The organism is Streptomyces sp. CC0208 (genome assembly GCF_003443735.1).
In the GTDB taxonomy this organism is placed as follows: Bacteria; Actinomycetota; Actinomycetes; order Streptomycetales; family Streptomycetaceae; genus Streptomyces; species Streptomyces sviceus.
On record NZ_CP031969.1, the window covers coordinates 4723033 to 4746214 of the forward strand.

Here is a 23182-nt window from a genome sequence, read left to right on the forward strand (position 1 = left end):
CATTCGTAAACCCAGCGTAGTTCGCCGCATCCCAAGCGTTAAGGGGCATTGTTCCGGATGGCGGGATTGTGGTCCGTACTGAAGTGCGGGTCCGATACGCGCAGTTGCGTCGTGCTCCTGTTGTGTGGCCGTGCGCCCGTGCGTGCGCTCTTCTCCGGCCACCGGGGGAGCGCTTCCATGGATGATGCGTGGGTCGGCCCGCTGTACTGGATCCAGTGGGCTGGGGGACACCGCCGCCTACATCCCCGCGGGCGGCGGAACGGCCCGGGGGGCGAAGTGGCGTCTCCCGGGCTGCGCGCCTGTGGTGCGGCGCGCGGACTGTGCACGGAGCGTGCGCGAGCCTGCCCCCATGTCGCCGATTTGGCCGAAAACCGACCCCCGTCTTCGTGGGTGATCAGCCCTCCTACCATGGCAGTTGAGGGCGCGTTGGGCGTTTTTGGGGAGCGTATCGGGGGCGCATTCGCGTCGCACATCCCTTGCCTCACACGGGTGTTCGCAGGCGTACGCGGGTGTCCCCAGGGGTGCGTTCCCCGCATCTCAACAGGCTCCACCGGCCCTCCGGCATGCTTCCTTCATGGCAGCATGGTGACCGGTTCGAACGGTGCACTGGTTGTCCACAGCCTGTGGAGGCGTCGATGCGGTGGTTGGTGGGATGGAGCAGCACCGCCGCGGGCGTGTCCCAGATCGGTGCGGCGGGGGCGACCGGAAACGACGGCGAGACCGTGCACCCGGTGGGGTCCCACCTCCTGTGGGGTGACCCTGATCCGCTGTGGGCGGTCGGCGACTGGCGGCCCGACGAGGTGCGCGTGGTCACGGTCGACGCGCAGACCCGGATCGCGGTCCTCGGCACCTGCGGAGCCTCCGACGAACAACTGCGGGTCGGGCTGCTCGCCGCACGCGGAGGGGCACTTCGGCATCTGACGGCCTGGTCGGGGGCGTACACGGCGGTGGTCCAGGTGGGCCGCCGGATCACCGTGGGCGGCGATCTGGCGGGCGCCCGGCCGGTGTTCTACACGCCCTGGGCCGGCGGCACGGCCTACGCGACCGCGGCCCTGCCCCTCGCCGACCTCATCGAGGCCAACCTCGACTTCGGGCACCTCGCGGCGCTGCTCGCCGCCCCCGACGTACCGGCCGCGCTCCACGACTCCACGCCCTACGAGGGCGTACGGCGCATTCCGCCGGGGCACGCGCTGATCCTGCGCAACGGCGCCCGCGAGATCGCCGGCTACGACCCCGTCGCCTCCCTCGCGGTCGCCGCGCCCACCGCCGACGCGGACAGTGCGGTGGACGGGGTGCGCGACGCGCTCGTCGACGCGGTGCGCGCCCGGCTGTCCGCGCCCCGGCACGTGCCCGACATCGACCCCGGCCCGGTGCCCGGCATGGGACCCGCCGCACGGCGTGCCGCGCGCGGGATGCCGGTGCCCGGGATCGGGGCCGACCTGTCCGGGGGGCCCGCGTCGGGGACGCTCGCCCTGCTGGCCGCCGGGCTGCCGGGGATGCCGGGGACCGTCCTCGGACACGGCACCGGGGCCGGTGAGCGGCTGCTCGCGGTCACCTTCAACGACCTCGCCGTGGGCGGCCGGGAGGCCGAACTGGAGCGGGCGGGAACGCTCGCGGCCAATCCGCGGCTGCACCACGTGGTCGTGACCGGCGGCGAGGAAACGCTTCCGTACGCCGAGCTGGACGGGCCCCTGACGGACGAACCCGGACCCTGTCTGGTGACGGCGGCGCGGCACCGGGCGCGGCTCGCCGCGGGCAGCGCCGACCACTTCACGGGCTACGGGGCCCGGCAGGTGCTGGACGCGCATCCGGCGCGCCTCGCGGATTTGCTGATGGACCGCAAGCGGCGTCATCTGGTCCGGCCGGTGGCCGCCCTGACCAAGGCGGACGGTTCCGTGCTCGTCCCCGCGCGCGTGTACGGCGCCGCGCGGCGGCTGGCCCGTACGCCGTACCGGGTCGGTCTTGAGGTGCTGGCCGAACGGCTCATGCAGCGGCGGTTCGAAGAGCCCGGGGGTGCGGTGGGGGCGTCTCTCGCCGCGCTCACCTGGGCCAGACCCGGGCCCGCGGCGCGGTGGCTGACGGGAGAGGCGCTCGCTGAAGTATCGGTTCGCCTCCAGGGGGCCACGCATCGTTCCGGGGTCGGTCCCGGGCAGCATCCCGGTGACTTCCGCGCGCGTGCGGCGCTCGCGCGTCACGCGTCGGATCTGCGCGTCCTGGAGCAGGCCGTGGAGATCCGCTCCCAGCGGCTGCACGCGCCGTTCCTGGACAACCAGGTGGTGCGTGCCTGCCGTGCCCTCCCCGAGGCGCTGCGGGTCCGGCCCGGGGCCCGTGCGGAGATCCTCCGTACGGTTCTGGAGGGCGCCGGCGTCTCCGAGCTTCCGCCGGGCTGGGGTGCCCCGTCCCACGCCTCCTCGGCCGCGGCGACCCGTACGGGGCTGCGGGTGGCGGCGGACTCCCTGATGTCCCTGTTCGGCACGCCGTTGCTGGCGCAGGCGGGGCTGGTGGAGGCCCGGGTGGTCCGCAAGGCGCTCCGTGCGGCGGCGGAGGGCGAGCCGCTGCCGTTGGACGGGCTGGCGGACCTGGTCTCGCTGGAACTGTGGCTGGGACGGCTGCTGGCCCGCCGGGGGACGTGCTGGACGGGGACGCCGGCACGCGCGCGGGCGGTGCCGGCGGGGATTCGGCCGCGGCGGGGGGCGTTGGGAGCGGGGGCCTCCGGCGGTTGAGCGGGTGTCTTGTGCGGGTGTGGTGGGGGCGGGCGTTTTTGCGCAGTTCCCCGCGCCCCTGATGCCTGCGGCGGCCTGTGCGGCCCCGGTGGGGGCGGGTGTAGCGCGTGCGGTGTGTTGTGGGTCGGGGCCGGGGTGGGGGGTATCCGTCCTCGGTCCGGCGGCTCGGTCCCTTTGAGCAGGGCCCGGTGCCGGACGCCGGCCGCTGCGGGCGGACACCCCCCACCCCGTCCCCTTCCCGCCGTACGCGGCCAACGGCCCACCGTGGCGCACGGTTCGGCGAACGGCCCGTCGTGGCGCGCGAGGGGTGAGAAACGGCCCGTCCTGGCGCAGGGCGACTGCGGCTCCCTAGGGGCGCGGGGAACTGCGCGACCAGCCCCCACCGACCCGCACCCGCCCGACAACCGTCGCTGGGCGGACGGCCCGTCCTAAGCCCGGGGCGACTGCAACCCCCTAGGGGCGCGGGGAACTGCGCGACCAGCCCCCACCTGCCTGCACCCGCCCCACAACCGAACCCGGCACCCCCATAGGCGCCCGGCCCCGCAAATCACGCAGTCGATCTCCGGAAGCCGGTGACAATGAACCCGTGCGGTACAGAATCCTGGGTGTGACCGAGGCGGCGGACGATCACGGCGCCGGCATACCCCTCGGCGGCCCCCGCGTCCGCACCCTGCTCGCCGCCCTCGCCCTGCGTCCCGGCCGTACCGTGAGTTCAGAGGTCCTGATCGACGAGGTGTGGGGGGAGGATCCGCCGCAGGATGCCCCGGCTGCTCTCCAGGCCCTCGTCGGCCGTCTCCGTCGTGCCGTCGGGAAGGAGGCGATCGTGTCCGGGCCGGGCGGCTATCGGCTGGCCGGTGCCGAGGACGACGTGGATCTGTATGTCTTCGAGCGCCTCGTACGGCAGGGGACCGCCGCATTGGCACGCGGGGACGCACGGACAGCCGCGCAGGACCTCGTCGCGGCACTGGCCCTGTGGCGCGGTGACGCCCTCGCCGACCTTCCCGACCGCACCGCCGCGACCCGTCCCGAGGCCCTGCGGATGGAGGCCACCCGGGCGCGGATCGAGGCGGAGCTGCTGCTCGGCCGGGCCCAGGACGTCGTACCGGAGCTGAAGGAGCTGACGGCGGCGCATCCGTACGACGAGCCGCTGCACGTTCTGCTCATTCGCGCCCTGCGCGACGGTGGTCGGGGGGCCGATGCCCTCGCCGCGTACGAGACCGCCCGCCGCGCTCTCGCCGACGGCCTCGGCACCGATCCGGGCCCGGAGCTGCGGGACCTGCACGGCGAGCTGCTGACGGCCCCCCTCGGTCGCCCCCGTGCCGAACGCACCGGCAACATCCGTCCGCGCCTTACCTCTTTCGTGGGCCGGGAACCCGAACTCGACGCCATCCGTTCCGAAGTGCACAGGGCCCGCCTCGTCACCCTCACCGGACCGGGCGGATCCGGAAAGACCCGTCTCGCCGAGGAAGCCGCCGCCGGGCTCCCGCAGGCGTGGCTCGTCGAGCTCGCCCCGCTCGACCGGCCGGAGGCGGTGCCCGGCGCGGTGGTCAGCGCGCTCGGTCTGCGCGAGACCGTGCTCATGACCACCGAACTGACGGCCCCGCAGGACGACCCGCTCGCCCTGCTCGTCGAGTACTGCGCACCGCGCAGCCAGCTCCTGATCCTTGACAACTGCGAACATGTCATCGAGGCGGCGGCCCACCTCGCGGAGACCCTCCTCACCCGCTGCCCGGGGCTCACCGTCCTCGCCACCAGCCGTGAACCCCTGGGCGTGCCGGGCGAGTCCGTGCGCCCGGTCGAGCCCCTTCTCCCCGAGCAGGCCCACCGCCTCTTCGCCGAGCGCGCCGCCGCCGTCCGCCCCGACGCGGACGCCGTGCTCGCCGACCAGGAGGCCGTCGGCGAGATCTGCCGACGCCTCGACGGACTGCCGCTCGCCATCGAGCTCGCGGCGGCCCGGCTGCGTCTGCTCACCCCTCGGCAGATCGCCGACCGCCTCGACGACCGCTTCCGCCTCCTGACCTCCGGAAGCCGTACCGTCCTGCCCCGCCAGCAGACCCTGCGGGCCGTCGTCGACTGGTCCTGGGAGCTGCTCGACGAGCGGGAGCGGACCCTGTTGCGCGAGGTGTCGGTGTTCGCGGGCGGCTGGGAGCTGGAGGCGGCGGAGGCGGTGTGCACCGGGCCGGCCGCGGAGCTCCTCGGCGCGCTCGTGGACAAGTCGCTGATCGTGGCCACCCCGAGCGGGCGGGACGGCTCCGACGGCATGCGCTACCGCATGCTGGAGACCATCCACGAGTACGCCGTCGAACGCGCCGCCGAGTGCCCCGAGCTGCGTGCCGCCGCCGAGCTCCGGCACCGAGCGTGGGTGCGCGCGCTCGTCGAGGAGGCCGAGCCGCAGCTGCGTTCGGCCGGTCAACTGCCGTGGATCTCCCGCCTGGAGACCGAGCTGGACAACATCCGCGCCGCCATGGACCGCACGCTCACCGCGGGCGACGAGACACAGGCCGGTGCCGTGGTCCTCGCCATGGGCTGGTTCTGGTGGCTGCGCAACTACCGTCGCGAGGGCATGACCTGGGTGGAAAGGGTGCTGCGGCTCGGGGTGGCCCTGGACAGGGCGGCCGGGACGGACCGGCACCGGGCACCGTCCGAGGCTGAGGCCGACGACCCGATGGACGTGTACCTCGCCGTCGCGCACACCGAGACGCACCACCCCGCTCACCGCCCGCGCATGAACCTCCGGATGCTCCACCTCTTCCTCATGGCCGAGACAGAGCCCATGGACGGCGACCTGGACCCCCGCCTGCGCCGCTATGTGCAACTGGTTCGGGGCCACTTCGCGCAGGGCGGCCCCGACGCCGCCCGCCTCCCCGGCATCGTCTGGCCCGTGATCGGCCTCACGTTGAAGGACCCGGTGGACATCCGCCCCCTGATGGACACGTCCGTCGCCCACTGCCGGGCCCACGGCGACGACTGGGCCGTGGCCGTCGCCCTGATGCTCCGCACTCACATGGCGGTCGACTCCCCGGGTGGCATGACCGGTGTCGACGAGGACCTGGAAGAACTCCGCGTCCTCAGCCGCCGCGCGGGCGACCGCTGGATCCGCGCCCAGGTCAGCAGCGCGGCGGGCGAGGCGGCCATGGCCCGCGGTCGTCCCGCCGAGGCCAGGCAGGAGTACGAGGAGGCGCTGCGCCTCGCCCACGAGGTGGGGGCGTACGCCGAGACGCCGTTCCTCGTCGCCCGGCTCGCCGAGGTCGCCTACCGCACCGGGGACCGCTCCACCGCGCTGACCACCCTGGACGAGGCGAGCGCCATCGGGGACCAGTACGGCGTTCCGGAGACCCGGGCGTTCGTCAAGCTGATGCGGGCGCACATCGCGTTGGAGGACAAGGACATCGCCCGAGCGAGCGAGTTGGTCGACTCGGTTCGCGGAGAGATCGGTCAGGCACCCACGCCACCCCAGTTCACGGTGATGCTGAACTCGATCGCCGCGATGGTGACGGCCGCCGAGTCGGGCCCCGAGCACGGGCTGCCCCTACTCGTGGACACCGTCCGAGAGGCGATCGAGAAGCGCTGTTCCGACGTGGTCGTGGCGACGCTCGTGGACAGCGTGGCGGTCCTGCTCTGCGACCTCGGCGACGTCCCGCGGGCGGTCCGGCTGCTCGCCGCCGCCGAGCGGTGGCGCGGTGGCGACCCGCGTCCCCATCCCGAGCGCGTCGAGGTGGAGCGCGCCCAGGCCGATGCCCGTACCGGCCTGGGACCCGTGCGCTACGCGGCGGAACACACCCGGGGCACGGCCCTCACCCCGGACGCGGCCCTCGCCGAGCTCGACGAGGTGGTGCGGGCCCGGCGCGTCATGAACACCTGAACTTCGACTCCGCCCAGTCCGCGAGCATCAGGTCGTCGAAGGGGCTGTGCGGCTCGACCACCAGCCGTACGGTCCGGTGCCCGGCGAGGTTCACATGGACGGGCACGGCCGGGTCGCCGCCCTTCACGAGCCCGGACCTCCACAGCCGGACCCCGTCGGCGTACACGGAGAAGGAGACCTTGCCGAGGCCCAGCGTCATGTCGTCGACGCCGACCATCGCGTCGTAGGCGGAGCAGGTTCGGTTGAGGTCGATCGTGACGGAGGAGCGGCCGTGCACGGTGACGCCGTGGGCGTACCGGTGGTCGGCGACCGAGACGCCGTACCGCTGCCACACCCAACTGCTCTCGCCGATCCGCATCTCGGGCCCGCTGCCGTCGCCGGAGACGTCGTAGGCCAGCTCGCTCCACTGGTACACGGCCGGCGGGGGAGCCGGCGTCGGTGTGGGGGTGGGGGTGGGCTTGGGCTTCGGGGGCGGTGTCGGTTTCGGGGTGGGGGTCGGCGTAGGCGTCGGGGTGGACTTCGGAGGTGGTGTGGACGTGGGTGTTGTCGGGGACGGGGAGGGGGACGAGGACTGGGTGGCCGCGACGGGAATCATCGGAGGCGCCGGATCGGGCCCCTTCGGGGAAGGCGTCGGGTCGGCGGGGTCGGCGGGCTCGACCACGGGCGCGGACGCGGGCGGCTTGGCGTCCGGCTTCCTCGCCGGGCTGTCGTCGCCGATCAGCGCGAGCGCCACCGCGGCGGCGGCCACGGCGACCACACCGGCCGCGATACCCGCCTTCACCGGTGCGCCCAGCCCCTCCGAGGCCGCGGCCCCGCCCGCGCCCGACCCGCCCGAGGAGCCTCCGCTCGCCGTGGCGGCCGCGCCCGCGGCACCGGCCGCTCTCGCCCCGCCCGCGACGAGTCCGACGGCCTTGGCGTACCCGGCGGCCCCGAACCAGCCGATGACCGCGAGCGGTACGACGGCGGGGATGCCACCGGCGACTTCCTTGATCTGGCCTGCGGCCAGCCGGCACTTGGCGCACTCCTCCAGGTGCTTGCGCAGACCCCTTTCGGCACGGGTGCGCAGGCTGCCGCGGGCGTAGGCGCCGAGCCGGTCGGCGTAGCGGGCGCACTCCTCGTCGGTGGCCAGGGCCGTGCTGACGTGAGCCTGGAGGTAGGCCTGCTTGAGGCCCTCGCGGGCGCGGCTGGCCAGCACGCGCGTGCCGTTGGCGTCGAGCCCGAACAGGGTGGCGACCTCGCTCGGCGACTCGTCCTCGACCTCGGTGTGCCACAGCACGGCCTGCCAGCGCTCGGGCAGCGACCGGAAGGCCTGCATGGCCATGGACTGCTCGGCCACATGCATCGCGCGCACGTCCGCGCCGAGGTCCCGCGTGTCGTCGTCGGAGATCTCGGAGGTGCGCGCGGCCTGGGCGGCGAACACGGCGAAGTCGTCGACGAGCTGCTCCCGCTTCGCCGATTTCGTCCAGCCGGCCGCGACCCGGCGAACGCTGGTGAGCAGATAGGCGCGTACGGCGTGCTCGGGGCCGTGGCCGCCGCGGACGGCCTGGAGCATGCGGGCGAAGACCTCGGCGGTGAGGTCGTCGGCGGTGTGGGCGTCGCGGCAGCAGGTGCGGGCGTAGCGGCGCACCGCGCCCGCGTGGCGGCGGTAGAGCGCCTCGTAGGCCGTGTCGTCGCCGGAGCGCATGCGCTCGATCAGGTCGGCGTCGGACGGGGGCGTGTCCCTGGGCGGCGGCGGGACGCTGCCGTCCTCGCGCCGGTCGCGCTGCGCCGGGACGCTGCCTTCGACGGGTTCGCCGGCCTGGGCCGGGATGCCGCCCTGCGGGATGCCCGCGCGGCTCCCCTGGCCCGGCACCTGTGGAGTGCCACCGGCTTTCCCGTCGCCCTCACCGAGGGGTTCGTTCCGCCCGTCAACGCTCATCGCGGAATGCCCCCGCCGCCGGCCCAACCAGTCCCCAACACCGGGTCAGAGTGCCATATTGGCTTTTGGTCAGTGCCCTGCGGTACGACGCATCCACTCATCCGTGGGGACTTCCCGCACAGCAGTACTGAGCATCACCCGCATGGGGAAGACTCAACTGTCACGGCTGGTGCAGGAGTTGGTTCACGCTCCCGAAAAACACCGGAATGTTCCGGGGCGCGGCCGGCAGCCGACCGCACCCCGTTATCACCCTTTCGAGTCACATCGGCCGGGACCGAAGCCCCTCCAGCAGGATGTCCAGCAGCCGTGCCGAGGCCGCCGCCTGCTGCGCCGCGTCCGGCAGCGAGGGCGCCGCGGTCGCGATCACCAGCAGGACGTCCGACACCGAGACGTCGGTCCGCAGCTCACCGGCCGCTCGCGCCCGGTCCACGAGCTGGCCCACGACCTCCAGCAGCGCCGCGGCCCCGGCATCGTCGGCGGAGACCAGCGGGGCCTCCTCCGGCACCAGCCGCAGCTCCCCGGCGCCCGGGGTCGTCCGCTGCTGCGGCACCCGCGTCGCGTCGTAGCCGTCGGAGACCTCGTCGGCGACCCCGACCCGCAGGACCTGCGGCGGCAGCAGCCGCCCGGCACCGGACGCGACCGACGTGCGCAGGAAGCGCGACAGCGCCGACCACGGCTCGTCCTCCTGACCGAGCGCCGCCCGCGCCTGGTCGGTCAGCCGGGAGGTCTCCTCCTCGGCTATCCGCCGGACCAGGACGTCCTTGCTCGGGAAGCGCCGGTACACCGTGCCGACCCCGACCCGGGCGCGCCGCGCCACGTCCTCCATCGGCGCGCCGTAACCCAGCTCGCCGAAGACCTCGCGCGCCGCGCGCAGTACGTGTTCCAGGTTGCGCTGTGCGTCCACGCGCAGCGGGGCCGAACGCGATCCGTCCCGTCCGTTGCCCGCCGCGCTCATCGTCGTACCCATCGCGCCGCCCATCGCCCCGCCACCGGGTGCGATGGCGGACGCGGTAGACCAATGAGAGTCCTGAATGTGCATAAATTATCCCCCGGTAATGACGTCTCCCCCCGGAGACTCTCCCCGCCATCGAAAGCCGGAGCGTGCGGAACAAGCCCGTTTCGCGAGTCCGCCCGTCGCGGACCCGGAGCGCATCCCCCTACACCCCGTCGACACACGAACATAGTTGAGTGGGGGTCAATTCAGAAGGGGCAGGTTCCGCACGGAGCGCCCCCCGATCGGAGTACGGGCGGCAAACGCCCCGATTGCACCCCCTCCGCCCGCCCGGCGCACACCCGTTGACCTGCGAGACTTCCGCGCTCTCCGACGATTCGGCCGCCCCGGCGCGCCGACGACTTCCGGTCACACAATTTGTCGAGGCTGTGGACAAACTCAAGCGGCGGGTGCGTCATGGGATGGTGAAGGAACGTGCGCGCATTCTGGTTGTCGGCGGTGGCTACGTCGGGATGTACACGGCTCTGCGTCTGCAGCGGAAGCTGAAACGGGAGCTCGACGGGGGCGGAGTCGAGATCACGGTCGTCACGCCCGACCCGTACATGACCTATCAGCCGTTCCTGCCCGAGGCAGCCGCCGGATCCATCTCTCCGCGCCATGTCGTCGTACCGCTGCGCCGCGTCCTCGACCGCTGCCGCATCATCGTCGGCGAGGTCACCGCGATCGACCACGCCAAGCGCACGGCCTCCGTCACCACGCTCGCCACCGAGGAGGAGCGCACGGGCGGCGAACAGCTGTCCTACGACGAACTCGTCCTCGCCCCGGGTTCGATCGCGCGCACGCTGCCGATCCCCGGACTCGCCGACCACGGCATCGGGTTCAAGACGGTCGAGGAGGCCATCGGCCTGCGCAACCACGTCATCGAGCAGATGGACATCGCCTCCTCCACCCGCGACCCCGCGATCCGCGACGCGGCCCTCACCTTCGTCTTCGTCGGCGGCGGCTACGCGGGCGTGGAGGCGCTCGGCGAGCTGGAGGACATGGCCCGCTACACCGCGCGCTACTACCACAACGTCCGTCCCGAGGACATGAAGTGGATCCTCGTCGAGGCCTCCGACCGCATCCTGCCCGAGGTCGGCGAGGACATGGGCCGCTACACGGTCAGCGAACTGCGCCGCCGCAACATCGACGTACGGCTGAACACCCGCCTGGAGTCCTGCGTGGACCGCGTCGCCGTCCTCAGCGACGGCAACCGCTTTCCCACGCGTACGGTCGTGTGGACCGCCGGCGTGAAACCCAGTCCGCTCCTCGCCGCCACCGATCTTCCGCTCAATGAGCGAGGTCGGCTGAAATGCACCCCCCAGCTCACGGTCGAGGGCACCACGCACGCGTGGGCGGCCGGAGACGCGGCCGCCGTCCCCGACGTCACCGCCGAGGAGCCCGGCAAGGAGACGGCCCCCAACGCCCAGCACGCCGTCCGCCAGGCCAGGGTCCTCGGCGACAACATCGCGCACGCGCTGCGCGGCGAGCCTCTGGAGACGTACTCCCACAAGTACGTCGGCTCGGTGGCCTCCCTTGGCCTCCACAAGGGGGTCGCGTACGTCTACGGACGGAAACTGAAGGGCTACCCTGCCTGGTTCATGCACCGCGTCTACCACCTCAGCAGGGTTCCCACCTTCAACCGCAAGGCCCGTGTCCTGGCCGAATGGATCCTGTCGGGGCTCTTCAAGAGGGAGATCGTCTCGCTCGGTTCACTCGAACATCCCCGAGCGGAGTTCGAACTCGCGGCCGGTGGAAAGCATCCTCACAACCCGACGAACGACCCGAAGGGGTCGTCCTGACCGGACCGAGGAACTCCACGGACCGCCCCGGCGTCTGACGAATGTCGACCCGGTCGGTCACCCTGCCAGACTGGTGCCCGACTTCGGACGGGCAGCCGCCCGCCCCTCGAACCAAGAGGTTTTGCCACCGTGCTGCACCCCCGGGCTGCCGTCCCCAGCCCCCCGGCCGGGCCCGGAGCCGGCCCGAAGACGCCGAAGACGACGACACGAGGCAAGGATTCGTGAACTTCACGCGCTGGAGCGCCCGCCTCCCCGGAACGCAGCGCCGCGCGGCAGCGCGGACCGACGACCTGGTCACCCAGGACCGACTGAGCGAAGGTGCCGTCCCCGCGGCCCGCGCCGAACAACTGACCGTGCCGGCCCCCGTCGTCGACGAGCTCCCCGTCCGCGAAGTCCTCGACCGTGTCCCCGCCCTCGTCGCCCTCGTCCACGGCCCCGACCACCGCCTCGCCTACGTCAACGACGCCTATGTGGTCGCCTTCGGCCTGCGCCCCACGGGCGAACCGGCCCGCCAGGCCCTCCCGGAGCTGGAGGAGATCGGCCTGCTCCCGCTCCTCGACCAGGTCCTGCGCAGCGGCAAGCCGCGCACGGTCAAGTCCCGCAAAGCCCCCGACGGCCGCTCCTACACCTTCACCTGCACCCCGGTGAGCCAAGGAGACGGGGGTGGCGGCGGTGGCGGTGTCCTCGTATTCGCGACCGATGTCACCGATCACGCCGAGGCCGCCGAACGCCTCAGAGCCAGCGAGCGCCGCCAGCGCGAGACCGCCGTCACCCTCCAGCGCAGCCTGCTCCCCCAGGAGCTGGAAGAACCCGACGACCTGCGCATCGCCGCCACCTACCACCCCGGCGGCACGGAGGCCGCGGTCGGCGGCGACTGGTACGACGTCATCACCCTCGGCGGCGGCCGCACGGCCCTGGTCATCGGCGACGTCATGGGCCGCGGGGTCCGCGCGGCAGCGGTCATGGGCCAACTCCGCACAGCCGTCCGGGCCTACGCCCGCCTGGACCTCCCGCCGCACGAGATCCTCCAGCTCCTGGACGGCCTCGCCATGGAGATCGACGCCAACCAGATCGCCACCTGCGTGTACGCCATCCACGACCCGAACGAGGGCAAGCTGGTCTACGCCTCGGCCGGCCACCTGCCCATCCTGGTCCGCGACGAGAGCGGCGTCGTCCTGCGCGCCGACGAACCCACCGGCCCGCCCCTGGGCACCGGCGGCTGGATGCACGCCTCGGGCTCCATCCCGCTCGGCCCCGGTTCCACGGCCGTCCTCTACACGGACGGCCTGGTCGAACGCCGCAACGAAGACCTGGACGAAGGCATCGCGGCCCTCGAACGCGCCCTGGCCGGCGCCACCGGCACCCCCCAGGTGATCTGCGACCGCCTGGTCCGCTCGGCCGGCGTCACCGCGGAACACGACGACGACGTGGCCGTCATGGTCCTCCAGCACCCGGCCCACACCGGCCCCGACAGCGAACTCTTCCGCAACGCCGCGCTGGAACTGCTGGGCGGCGTCGAGGCGGCTCCACGCGCGCGTGCGTTCGCCTCCGGCGTGCTGACGAGCTGGCGGTTCCCGGTCGAACTGCATGACCTGGGCGTTCTGGCGGTGAGTGAACTCGTCGCCAATTCGCTTCAGCACGGGATGCCACCCATGCGGCTGCGACTGCGCCGCACCGACCGGCGGCTGATCGTCGAGGTGACGGACGGGGACGACCATCTGCCCCGGCGCCGCAGGGCCGAAGCCGGTGACGAGTCCGGTCGCGGGATCGCCATCGTGGCCACCATCGCGTCGAACTGGGGGTCCCGGAGGACGCCGGGGGGCGGGAAGGCCGTCTGGTGCGAGTTCGTGCTGCCCCAGGGGTAGCGGCCTGAGGGAGCGGGGTGGCCGCGGCTGCCGTGGGGCTTGTCGCGCACTTCCCCGCGCCCCCCGAGGAGTCGCGGCTAGGCGGCCAGAGACTTCGCCGCTGCTCCACCCTGGGCCACCACTCGGCTCTTCCTCAGGGAGGGCTGGTTCTGCACCGGGGTCAGCTGCCTGCCCAGTCGTATCGCCAGATAGGTGATGCCCAGCGAGAACAGCAGGAACGTCACGACGTACGGCGCGTGCAGCGAGGCTCCCATCGGGCCGCCCACCGCCGGGCCGACCGCCAGCGCGAGTTGCTTCACCAGGGCGAAGGCGGAGTTGTACTGGCCCGCCATCCCCTCCGGCGCCAGATCGGCCACCAGCGGAGCCACCGTCGGCGACAGCATCGCCTCACCCAGTCCGAACAGGGCATACGTCGACACGAACGCGGCCGTGGCCATCTCCCGGCTGCCGTGGCCGAGCCCGGCGTAGCCCGCGGTGACCCACGCCACGGCCCAGATGAGTCCGACCAGGGCGATCACCCGGGACCGCCGCCGCCGCTCGACGAACCTCAGCACGGCGAACTGCGCGACCACGATCATCGCGGTGTTGGCGGCCAGGGCCGTGCCCAGCGCGGAGGTGGAGATGCCGGCGGCCTCGACGCCGTACGCGCTCAGACCGGACTCGAACTGTCCGTAGCAGGCGAAGAACAGCACGAAGCCCAGCACGCACAGCTGCACCATGGCCCGGTTGCCGAGCAGCTGCTTCCAGCTGCCCTTGGCGGAACGGGTCGGCGCGCCCTCGATGCGCGGGGCGTGCGGCAGCCGCAGGGTCGCCATCACGACCACCAGCAGCAGGAACATCGCCGCCTCGATCGCGAACAGCAGAGTGAAGGACGCGGTGCTCGACGTGTCGACGAGATGGCCGCCGATGAGACCGCCGACACCGAGGCCGAGGTTCTGCAGGAAGAACTGCGTCGCGAAGGCCCGGGAGCGCGTCTCCGACGTGGAGCAGTCCACGATCATCGTCGCCAGCGCGGGCTGCATCACGGCCTGACCGGCCCCGAGCGCGGCCGCCGACAGCAGCACGGTGGCTGCGTGACCCGCCAGTCCGAGGCTCAGCGATCCGAGCGCGGCCATGACCAGAGCGGTGAGCAGCACCGGCAGCGGGCCACGCCGGACGATGGCCCGCCCGGCGAACGGCAGCACGACCAGCGCCGCCACGGCGAAGACGGCGAGCACCAGCCCCGCCGTCACGGCCCCAAGGCCCCGCACCTGCGCCACGTAGACATACAGGTAGGGGACGGTGAAACCGAGCCCGAACGCGCTGAGTGCGTTGCCCACGTGGATCCGGCGCATCTCCGCGCCCCTCGCCCTGGTCACGTTCACCTCTCTCAGTAGTTAGGAGTGAAGACTTCAAAGCTAAAGTTCGAAGCTAAATAGTACATACTGAAGGACTTCAACGCAAAGGAGGTGCGTGCCATACTGCGGCCATGGCCGAGACCCCCGGCGTCCCCGAGCCGACACTCGAGGAACAGATCGCCGCCTACCAGCGCGAGTTCCAGGACCTCGACCCCCAGGTCGAGCAGATCGTCTCGGCGCTGTCCCGGCTGAACCGCCGTATGAACGTCGCCTACGGCCGCCAGACCGCCGACCTCGGCATCAGCAACGCCGAGTGGGAGGTCCTCAAGGCGCTTGTGCTCTCCGGGGCCCCTTATCGGATGGGTCCCAGTGACCTCGCCAAGCGCCTCGGCCTCACGCCGGCCGCGATGACCCACCGGATCGACCGCATGCTCGCCGAAGGACTGGTGACCCGGGAGCGGGACGAGTCCAACCGAGTCCGCGTGATCGTGGAGCTCACCGACGAAGGCCGCGAGAAGTGGCTGGCGGCGATGCGCCTCGCCACGGTCTTCGAGGAGGACCTGCTCCAGGACCTGTCCGCGGAGGAGCGCAACACCCTTGGGGACGTCCTCACCCGGCTCCTGCGTAGGGTGGAACACGCACAGCCGGACGCCGGCGGGCGACTGAGCGACCTCGACTGAAAAGATCTTGACAGAGGGTGCTTGACAGCCATCTGCCGGATCCGTAGAGTTCTTCGGGTTGCCGCGGGGCCGTAACGGTTCTGCGGTAGCACCTCCGCCGCGAGAGCGGCCACTCAAACCATCAGAACGATCTCCCAGCCGGGATGAATTCGGTGTGCCCGAATTCAATTCGATTTGGGTGCGGCTCCTCGATTTGGGACCGCAGCGAGAGTCCGCTAAGGTTTGAGACGTCGGAACGGCCCAACGGCCGGGAAGACAAGCCCCGCTGACTGGGAATCAGGCCCGAAAGGATCTGATAGAGTCGGAACCGCCGGAAAGGGAAACGCGAGAGCGGGAACCTGGAAAGCACCGAGGAAATCGGAACCGGAAACGGTCTGATAGAGTCGGAAACGCAAGACCGAAGGGAAACTGCCCGGAGGAAAGCCCGAGAGGGTGAGTACAAAGGAAGCGTCCGTTCCTTGAGAACTCAACAGCGTGCCAAAAATCAACGCCAGATATGTTGATACCCCGTCCATCGGACTTGTTCCGGTGGCGAGGTTCCTTTGAAATAAACACAGCGAGGACGCTGTGAACGACCGCCTTATTCCGGTGGTTGTTCCGCTCTCGTGTGTGTGCACCCGATTACGGGTAAACATTCACGGAGAGTTTGATCCTGGCTCAGGACGAACGCTGGCGGCGTGCTTAACACATGCAAGTCGAACGATGAACCACTTCGGTGGGGATTAGTGGCGAACGGGTGAGTAACACGTGGGCAATCTGCCCTTCACTCTGGGACAAGCCCTGGAAACGGGGTCTAATACCGGATACCACTCGCACGGGCATCTGTGCGGGTTGAAAGCTCCGGCGGTGAAGGATGAGCCCGCGGCCTATCAGCTTGTTGGTGAGGTAATGGCTCACCAAGGCGACGACGGGTAGCCGGCCTGAGAGGGCGACCGGCCACACTGGGACTGAGACACGGCCCAGACTCCTACGGGAGGCAGCAGTGGGGAATATTGCACAATGGGCGAAAGCCTGATGCAGCGACGCCGCGTGAGGGATGACGGCCTTCGGGTTGTAAACCTCTTTCAGCAGGGAAGAAGCGAAAGTGACGGTACCTGCAGAAGAAGCGCCGGCTAACTACGTGCCAGCAGCCGCGGTAATACGTAGGGCGCAAGCGTTGTCCGGAATTATTGGGCGTAAAGAGCTCGTAGGCGGCTTGTCACGTCGGGTGTGAAAGCCCGGGGCTTAACCCCGGGTCTGCATTCGATACGGGCTAGCTAGAGTGTGGTAGGGGAGATCGGAATTCCTGGTGTAGCGGTGAAATGCGCAGATATCAGGAGGAACACCGGTGGCGAAGGCGGATCTCTGGGCCATTACTGACGCTGAGGAGCGAAAGCGTGGGGAGCGAACAGGATTAGATACCCTGGTAGTCCACGCCGTAAACGGTGGGAACTAGGTGTTGGCGACATTCCACGTCGTCGGTGCCGCAGCTAACGCATTAAGTTCCCCGCCTGGGGAGTACGGCCGCAAGGCTAAAACTCAAAGGAATTGACGGGGGCCCGCACAAGCAGCGGAGCATGTGGCTTAATTCGACGCAACGCGAAGAACCTTACCAAGGCTTGACATACACCGGAAAGCATCAGAGATGGTGCCCCCCTTGTGGTCGGTGTACAGGTGGTGCATGGCTGTCGTCAGCTCGTGTCGTGAGATGTTGGGTTAAGTCCCGCAACGAGCGCAACCCTTGTCCTGTGTTGCCAGCATGCCCTTCGGGGTGATGGGGACTCACAGGAGACCGCCGGGGTCAACTCGGAGGAAGGTGGGGACGACGTCAAGTCATCATGCCCCTTATGTCTTGGGCTGCACACGTGCTACAATGGCAGGTACAATGAGCTGCGATACCGTGAGGTGGAGCGAATCTCAAAAAGCCTGTCTCAGTTCGGATTGGGGTCTGCAACTCGACCCCATGAAGTCGGAGTTGCTAGTAATCGCAGATCAGCATTGCTGCGGTGAATACGTTCCCGGGCCTTGTACACACCGCCCGTCACGTCACGAAAGTCGGTAACACCCGAAGCCGGTGGCCCAACCCCCTTGTGGGGAGGGAGCTGTCGAAGGTGGGACTGGCGATTGGGACGAAGTCGTAACAAGGTAGCCGTACCGGAAGGTGCGGCTGGATCACCTCCTTTCTAAGGAGCACTTCTTACCGATCCCTTCGGGGTGAGGTCAGAGGCCACTACGCAGGCAAACGTTCTGCGGTGGTTGCTCATGGGTGGAACGTTGATTATTCGGCACTTTCAGTCATCTCGGGCTGCCAGTACTGCTCTTCGGAGCGTGGAAAGCTGATCACGAGTGGCGAGGGTGTCGGGCACGCTGTTGGGTGTCTGAGGGAATGAACCCCCTCTGATACCGGCCCCGGTAAAGCATCGCGTAAGTGGTGTGTGACGGGTGGCTGGTCGTTGTTTGAGAACTGCACAGTGGACGCGAGCATCTGTGGCCAAGTTTTTAAGGGCGCACGGTGGATGCCTTGGCACCAGGAACCGATGAAGGACGTGGGAGGCCACGATAGTCCCCGGGGAGTCGTCAACCAGGCTTTGATCCGGGGGTTTCCGAATGGGGAAACCCGGCAGTCGTCATGGGCTGTCACCCATACCTGAACACATAGGGTATGTGGAGGGAACGCGGGGAAGTGAAACATCTCAGTACCCGCAGGAAGAGAAAACAACCGTGATTCCGGGAGTAGTGGCGAGCGAAACCGGATGAGGCCAAACCGTATGCGTGTGAGACCCGGCAGGGGTTGCGCATGCGGGGTTGTGGGATCTCTCTTTCACAGTCTGCCGGCTGTGAGACGAGTCAGAAACCGTTGATGTAGGCGAAGGACATGCGAAAGGTCCGGCGTAGAGGGTAAGACCCCCGTAGTCGAAACATCAGCGGCTCGTTTGAGAGACACCCAAGTAGCACGGGGCCCGAGAAATCCCGTGTGAATCTGGCGGGACCACCCGCTAAGCCTAAATATTCCCTGGTGACCGATAGCGGATAGTACCGTGAGGGAATGGTGAAAAGTACCGCGGGAGCGGAGTGAAATAGTACCTGAAACCGTGTGCCTACAAGCCGTGGGAGCGTCGGGCAAGCACTTGTGCTTGCCTCGTGACTGCGTGCCTTTTGAAGAATGAGCCTGCGAGTTTGCGGTGTGTTGCGAGGTTAATCCGGGTGGGGTAGCCGTAGCGAAAGCGAGTCCTAATAGGGCGTTTGAGTAGCACGCTCAAGACCCGAAGCGGAGTGATCTAGCCATGGGCAGGTTGAAGCGGAGGTAAGACTTCGTGGAGGACCGAACCCACCAGGGTTGAAAACCTGGGGGATGACCTGTGGTTAGGGGTGAAAGGCCAATCAAACTCCGTGATAGCTGGTTCTCCCCGAAATGCATTTAGGTGCAGCGTCGTGTGTTTCTTGCCGGAGGTAGAGCACTGGATAGGCGATGGGCCCTACCGGGTTACTGACCTTAGCCAAACTCCGAATGCCGGTAAGTGAGAGCGCGGCAGTGAGACTGTGGGGGATAAGCTCCATGGTCGAGAGGGAAACAGCCCAGAGCATCGACTAAGGCCCCTAAGCGTACGCTAAGTGGGAAAGGATGTGGAGTCGCAGAGACAACCAGGAGGTTGGCTTAGAAGCAGCCACCCTTGAAAGAGTGCGTAATAGCTCACTGGTCTAGTGATTCCGCGCCGACAATGTAGCGGGGCTCAAGCGTACCGCCGAAGTCGTGTCATTGCAGCATGAGGGCCAACGCCCGCTGTGATGGGTAGGGGAGCGTCGTGTGCCGGGTGAAGCTGCAGCGGAAGCTAGTGGTGGACGGTTCACGAGTGAGAATGCAGGCATGAGTAGCGATACACACGTGGGAAACGTGTGCGCCGATTGACTAAGGGTTCCTGGGTCAAGCTGATCTGCCCAGGGTAAGTCGGGACCTAAGGCGAGGCCGACAGGCGTAGTCGATGGATAACCGGTTGATATTCCGGTACCCGCTGTGAAGCGTCAAACATCGAACCAGGCGATGCTAAGTCCGTGAAGCCGTTCCGGACCCTTCGGGGAAAGGAAAGTGGTGGAGCCGGCGAACCAGACTTGTAGTAGGTGAGTGATGGGGTGACGCAGGAAGGTAGTCCAGCCCGGGCGGTGGTTGTCCCGGGGTAAGGGTGTAGGCCGTGTGATAGGTAAATCCGTCGCACATAAGGCTGAGACCTGATGCCGAGCCGATTGTGGTGAAGTGGATGATCCTATGCTGTCGAGAAAAGCCTCTAGCGAGTTTCATGGCGGCCCGTACCCTAAACCGACTCAGGTGGTCAGGTAGAGAATACCGAGGCGTTCGGGTGAACTATGGTTAAGGAACTCGGCAAAATGCCCCCGTAACTTCGGGAGAAGGGGGGCCATCACTGGTGAGAGGACTTGCTCCTCGAGCTGGGGGTGGCCGCAGAGACCAGCGAGAAGCGACTGTTTACTAAAAACACAGGTCCGTGCGAAGCCGTAAGGCGATGTATACGGACTGACGCCTGCCCGGTGCTGGAACGTTAAGGGGACCGGTTAGTCACATTTCGGTGTGGCGAAGCTGAGAACTTAAGCGCCAGTAAACGGCGGTGGTAACTATAACCATCCTAAGGTAGCGAAATTCCTTGTCGGGTAAGTTCCGACCTGCACGAATGGCGTAACGACTTCTCGACTGTCTCAACCATAGGCCCGGTGAAATTGCACTACGAGTAAAGATGCTCGTTTCGCGCAGCAGGACGGAAAGACCCCGGGACCTTTACTACAGTTTGATATTGGTGTTCGGTTCGGCTTGTGTAGGATAGCTGGGAGACTGTGAAGCTTGGACGCCAGTTCAGGTGGAGTCGTCGTTGAAATACCAGTCTGGTCGTGCTGGATGTCTAACCTGGGTCCGTGATCCGGATCAGGGACAGTGTCTGATGGGTAGTTTAACTGGGGCGGTTGCCTCCTAAAGAGTAACGGAGGCGCCCAAAGGTTCCCTCAGCCTGGTTGGTAATCAGGTGTTGAGTGTAAGTGCACAAGGGAGCTTGACTGTGAGACCGACGGGTCGAGCAGGGACGAAAGTCGGGACTAGTGATCCGGCGGTGGCTTGTGGAAGCGCCGTCGCTCAACGGATAAAAGGTACCCCGGGGATAACAGGCTGATCTTCCCCAAGAGTCCATATCGACGGGATGGTTTGGCACCTCGATGTCGGCTCGTCGCATCCTGGGGCTGGAGTCGGTCCCAAGGGTTGGGCTGTTCGCCCATTAAAGCGGTACGCGAGCTGGGTTTAGAACGTCGTGAGACAGTTCGGTCCCTATCCGCTGTGCGCGTAGGAGTCTTGAGAAGGGCTGTCCCTAGTACGAGAGGACCGGGACGGACGAACCTCTGGTGTGCCAGTTGTCCTGCCAAGGGCATGGCTGGTTGGCTACGTTCGGGAGGGATAACCGCTGAAAGCATCTAAGCGGGAAGCCTGCTTCGAGATGAGGACTCCCACCCCCTTGAGGGGTTAAGGCTCCCAGTAGACGACTGGGTTGATAGGCCGGATCTGGAAGCCCAGTAATGGGTGGAGGTGACCGGTACTAATAGGCCGAGGGCTTGTCCTCAGTTGCTCGCGTCCACTGTGTTAGTTCTGAGGCAACGACTGTGTCTTTTTCCGGTCGAACTTCATAGTGTTTCGGTGGTCATAGCGTGAGGGAAACGCCCGGTTACATTCCGAACCCGGAAGCTAAGCCTTACAGCGCCGATGGTACTGCAGGGGGGACCCTGTGGGAGAGTAGGACACCGCCGAACAATTTTTAAGAAAACCCCCGTGCCATTCGGTACGGGGGTTTTTCTGTTTCACCAACTTCCGGCGGGTACTACTCTGGCCCGTATGAGTTACGTGATCCGGTCCGTCCGTCCTGATGAGTGGCCCGCCGCGAAGGAGTTGCGGCTTGCGGCACTCCAGGATCCGGTCGCGCCTCTCGCCTTCCTGGAGACCTACGAGGAGGCCGCGGCACGGCCCGACTCCTTCTGGCGGGAGCGGACGGCCAAGAGTGCCGAGGGCGCGGACGGGGCGCAGACGGTCATCGCGGAGGCGCCGGACGGGCGTTGGGTCGGCACGGTGACCGTGCTGCTGGAGGATCCCGGGACCATGGACTGGGCCGGGTTTCCGGTCGAGCGGAAGCAGGGGCATGTCGTCGGGGTGTTCGTGCGGCCCGAGGAGCGCGGGAACGGGCTCACCGATGTGCTGTTCGACGCCGCTGTGGAGTGGGCGTGGGCACACGGGGCCGAGCGGGTGCGACTGATCGTGCACGAGGACAACGGGCGGGCGCAGCGGTTCTACCGCAAGGCGGGATTCGAGCCCACGGGTGTCGTCGTGCCGCTGACGGCGGCTCCGGGGGAGTCCGAGCTGGAGTTCGCGCTGGAGCGCGTCTGACTCCGGTGCGGTCTGTCGGGGATCATCAGGCATTCGCCCCGATGACTGGAGCTTCGACCTGTGGGCTCTACGCCGGGAGGTCCGCGTCCGGCCAGCGGGTGCGGGCCTGTTCGCGGGACCGGAGGAGGGCCAGGGTCGGCAGGCCCCGGTCTGCTCCGGTGGCCAGGAGGTCTGGGAGTTGGGGGAGCGGGGCGACGGCGGCGATGTCGTCCAGGACGAGCGTGAGTGGTGGGTCGAGGCGACCGGAGGATGACCGTTCGGCCATGCGCCGGCCACGCTCGACCACGCTTGAGGTGAGGGCCGTCAGCAGGGGCATCGCGCCCGGGTGGGTCCTGGGGTCCTCGATGGATTCACCGACCACATAAAGCGTGCCCCCTTCGTCGACGAAGGAATCCAAGGCGAGGGCATCATTTCGGTTGGGAGTGCATGCCTCGCGGATGTTGACCGTGAAGAGTGCGGACAGCGCTCGGCTGGTCAACTCCTGCGCGATGTCACGGCGTTCGGGGTGCGCGGTGAGGGCGGCTTCGAGTTCGCCCGCGGAGCCGGGGGCCGCCTTGGGGTGGGTGCGGAGCGTTCTGACGGCGTCCTGGACCTGCGTGCCCTGGCACCAGCGGTGGACGTGGCGGATGGTGCGGGCCTCTATGGCCGCCGCGTGGAGGTAACTGCGCAGGAGCGTTTCGGCGGTGTCGGCCACGGCCTGGTCGATCTTGGCGGTGGGGCGGACGGGGGCGAGGAGGGCCTGGGCTCTCGCCTTGGCCGTCTCCTTGGTCTCGCAGCCTGTGGTGGGGGACCAGTGGAGGCGGGCCGGGGTGTCGCAGAGGTGGGTGGGGTCGTAGACGTGCACCGGACCGAGCTTGGCTCTGGCGTCCTTGGTGTCGGCCCAGACAGCGGGATTCGAGGTGACTACGAGGGCGGGGCCCTCCGCGTCTCGGATGGTCTGGGCGGCGGTGGTCTGGCGGGCTTCCCGGGGAGCGTAGAGGGTTGCGCCTGCGGAGCGTTGTGCTTCCCACTCGCCCACCCGTGCGCTGCTCGCCGTCGGCTGCTGCGGCTCGGCAAGGTACGGCTGTTCCAGTAGCGGCTGCGGAGCGCCGGGGAGGGGAGCCGTGGCCGGCAACGGCTGCGGCTCCAGCGCCGGTCTCGGGGCCGGTACCTCGCGGGCCGGTACCTCATGGACCGGCCTCGGTTCCGGACGCCGTTCACGGGCCGCCAGTTTCTCCGCTCGCGTCCTTGCGCGTACCGCCCTCCAGCGGGCCAGCGTCCCCATCACGAAGATCGTCAGGACGATGAGGATCAGCAACTGGCCGATGAACAGGCCCCAGACCAGGCCGTATCCGGCGAGTTGGCCGGCGGGGGTGTCGGGCCAGGCGCCGGGGATGTCCTCGGGGTGACCGATGAGATGGCGCATGGCCAGGGGGGTGCGGGTGAAGGTGACGCCCTGGGGCCAGTCGCCGTGGGTGAACAGGCCTGCGAGGCCCGTCGCCGACCAGACCAGCAGGGTCATGCCGAGGAGGAAGGCGAGTATGCCGACCAACAGCCCGTCCGGGACGCCTCCTTGGCCTCCCTGACCGCCCTGGTGGCGGTCGTCCGGTCTCACCACTGTC

General features: G+C 68.6%; 10 protein-coding genes and 3 rRNA genes. 9 read left to right on the top strand and 4 right to left on the bottom strand.

The window, feature by feature from the left end:
- Positions 1 to 635 precede the first annotated feature (635 nt).
- Positions 636 to 2723 carry an asparagine synthase-related protein gene (locus D1369_RS21675; protein WP_118082575.1) on the top strand — a complete coding sequence of 696 codons (2088 nt, stop codon included), beginning with the start codon at positions 636 to 638 and terminating at the stop codon, positions 2721 to 2723.
- Positions 2724 to 3309: 586 nt separating this feature from the next.
- Positions 3310 to 6585, top strand: a complete 3276-nt coding sequence (locus D1369_RS21680) for a BTAD domain-containing putative transcriptional regulator (RefSeq protein WP_118082576.1) — start codon at positions 3310 to 3312, stop codon at positions 6583 to 6585.
- Here D1369_RS21680 and D1369_RS21685 read toward each other — a convergent pair.
- Together D1369_RS21685 and D1369_RS21690 are read right to left on the bottom strand one after the other, a co-directional pair.
- Entirely contained in the window at positions 6572 to 8503 is a 1932-nt protein-coding gene (locus tag D1369_RS21685) for a sigma-70 family RNA polymerase sigma factor (protein ID WP_118082577.1), read from the bottom strand. The genes D1369_RS21680 and D1369_RS21685 overlap by 14 nt on opposite strands.
- A 259-nt stretch (positions 8504 to 8762) precedes the next feature.
- On the bottom strand, positions 8763 to 9542 hold the full coding sequence (locus D1369_RS21690; protein WP_007383048.1) for a helix-turn-helix domain-containing protein: 780 nt from the start codon (positions 9540 to 9542) through the stop codon (positions 8763 to 8765).
- 374 nt (positions 9543 to 9916) lie between these two features.
- On the opposite strand from D1369_RS21690, the gene D1369_RS21695 reads away from it, so the two are divergent.
- Positions 9917 to 11296 (top strand): NAD(P)/FAD-dependent oxidoreductase, encoded by a 1380-nt coding sequence (locus D1369_RS21695; RefSeq protein WP_037900657.1) that lies wholly within the window; start codon positions 9917 to 9919, stop codon positions 11294 to 11296.
- 221 nt (positions 11297 to 11517) lie between these two features.
- Positions 11518 to 13161, top strand: a complete 1644-nt coding sequence (locus D1369_RS21700; RefSeq protein WP_007383046.1) for a SpoIIE family protein phosphatase — start codon at positions 11518 to 11520, stop codon at positions 13159 to 13161.
- Positions 13162 to 13238: 77 nt separating this feature from the next.
- Here D1369_RS21700 and D1369_RS21705 read toward each other — a convergent pair whose 3' ends face one another.
- On the bottom strand, positions 13239 to 14495 hold the full coding sequence (locus D1369_RS21705; RefSeq protein ID WP_037900654.1) for an MFS transporter: 1257 nt from the start codon (positions 14493 to 14495) through the stop codon (positions 13239 to 13241).
- Between the two features lie 134 nt (positions 14496 to 14629).
- On the opposite strand from D1369_RS21705, the gene D1369_RS21710 reads away from it, so the two are divergent.
- From D1369_RS21710 to D1369_RS21735, 5 genes are all read left to right on the top strand, one after another.
- Entirely contained in the window at positions 14630 to 15178 is a 549-nt protein-coding gene (locus tag D1369_RS21710; RefSeq protein WP_007383044.1) for a MarR family transcriptional regulator, read from the top strand.
- 634 nt (positions 15179 to 15812) lie between these two features.
- Positions 15813 to 17340: ribosomal RNA gene (locus D1369_RS21720) — 16S ribosomal RNA — on the top strand.
- A 306-nt stretch (positions 17341 to 17646) separates the two neighbouring features.
- Positions 17647 to 20766 (top strand): 23S ribosomal RNA (locus D1369_RS21725).
- Between the two features lie 70 nt (positions 20767 to 20836).
- Positions 20837 to 20953, top strand: a 5S ribosomal RNA gene (rrf, locus tag D1369_RS21730).
- Together the 16S, 23S and 5S rRNA genes form the textbook arrangement of a ribosomal RNA operon.
- An 82-nt stretch (positions 20954 to 21035) precedes the next feature.
- A complete protein-coding gene (locus tag D1369_RS21735; protein WP_037900651.1) occupies positions 21036 to 21581 on the top strand; it encodes a GNAT family N-acetyltransferase in 546 nt (181 codons plus the stop codon).
- A gap of 67 nt (positions 21582 to 21648) precedes the next feature.
- Here D1369_RS21735 and D1369_RS21740 read toward each other — a convergent pair whose 3' ends face one another.
- Positions 21649 to 23175: a type IV secretory system conjugative DNA transfer family protein gene (locus D1369_RS21740; protein WP_037900648.1), complete on the bottom strand. Its 1527-nt coding sequence runs from the start codon at positions 23173 to 23175 to the stop codon at positions 21649 to 21651.
- Positions 23176 to 23182 lie beyond the last annotated feature (7 nt).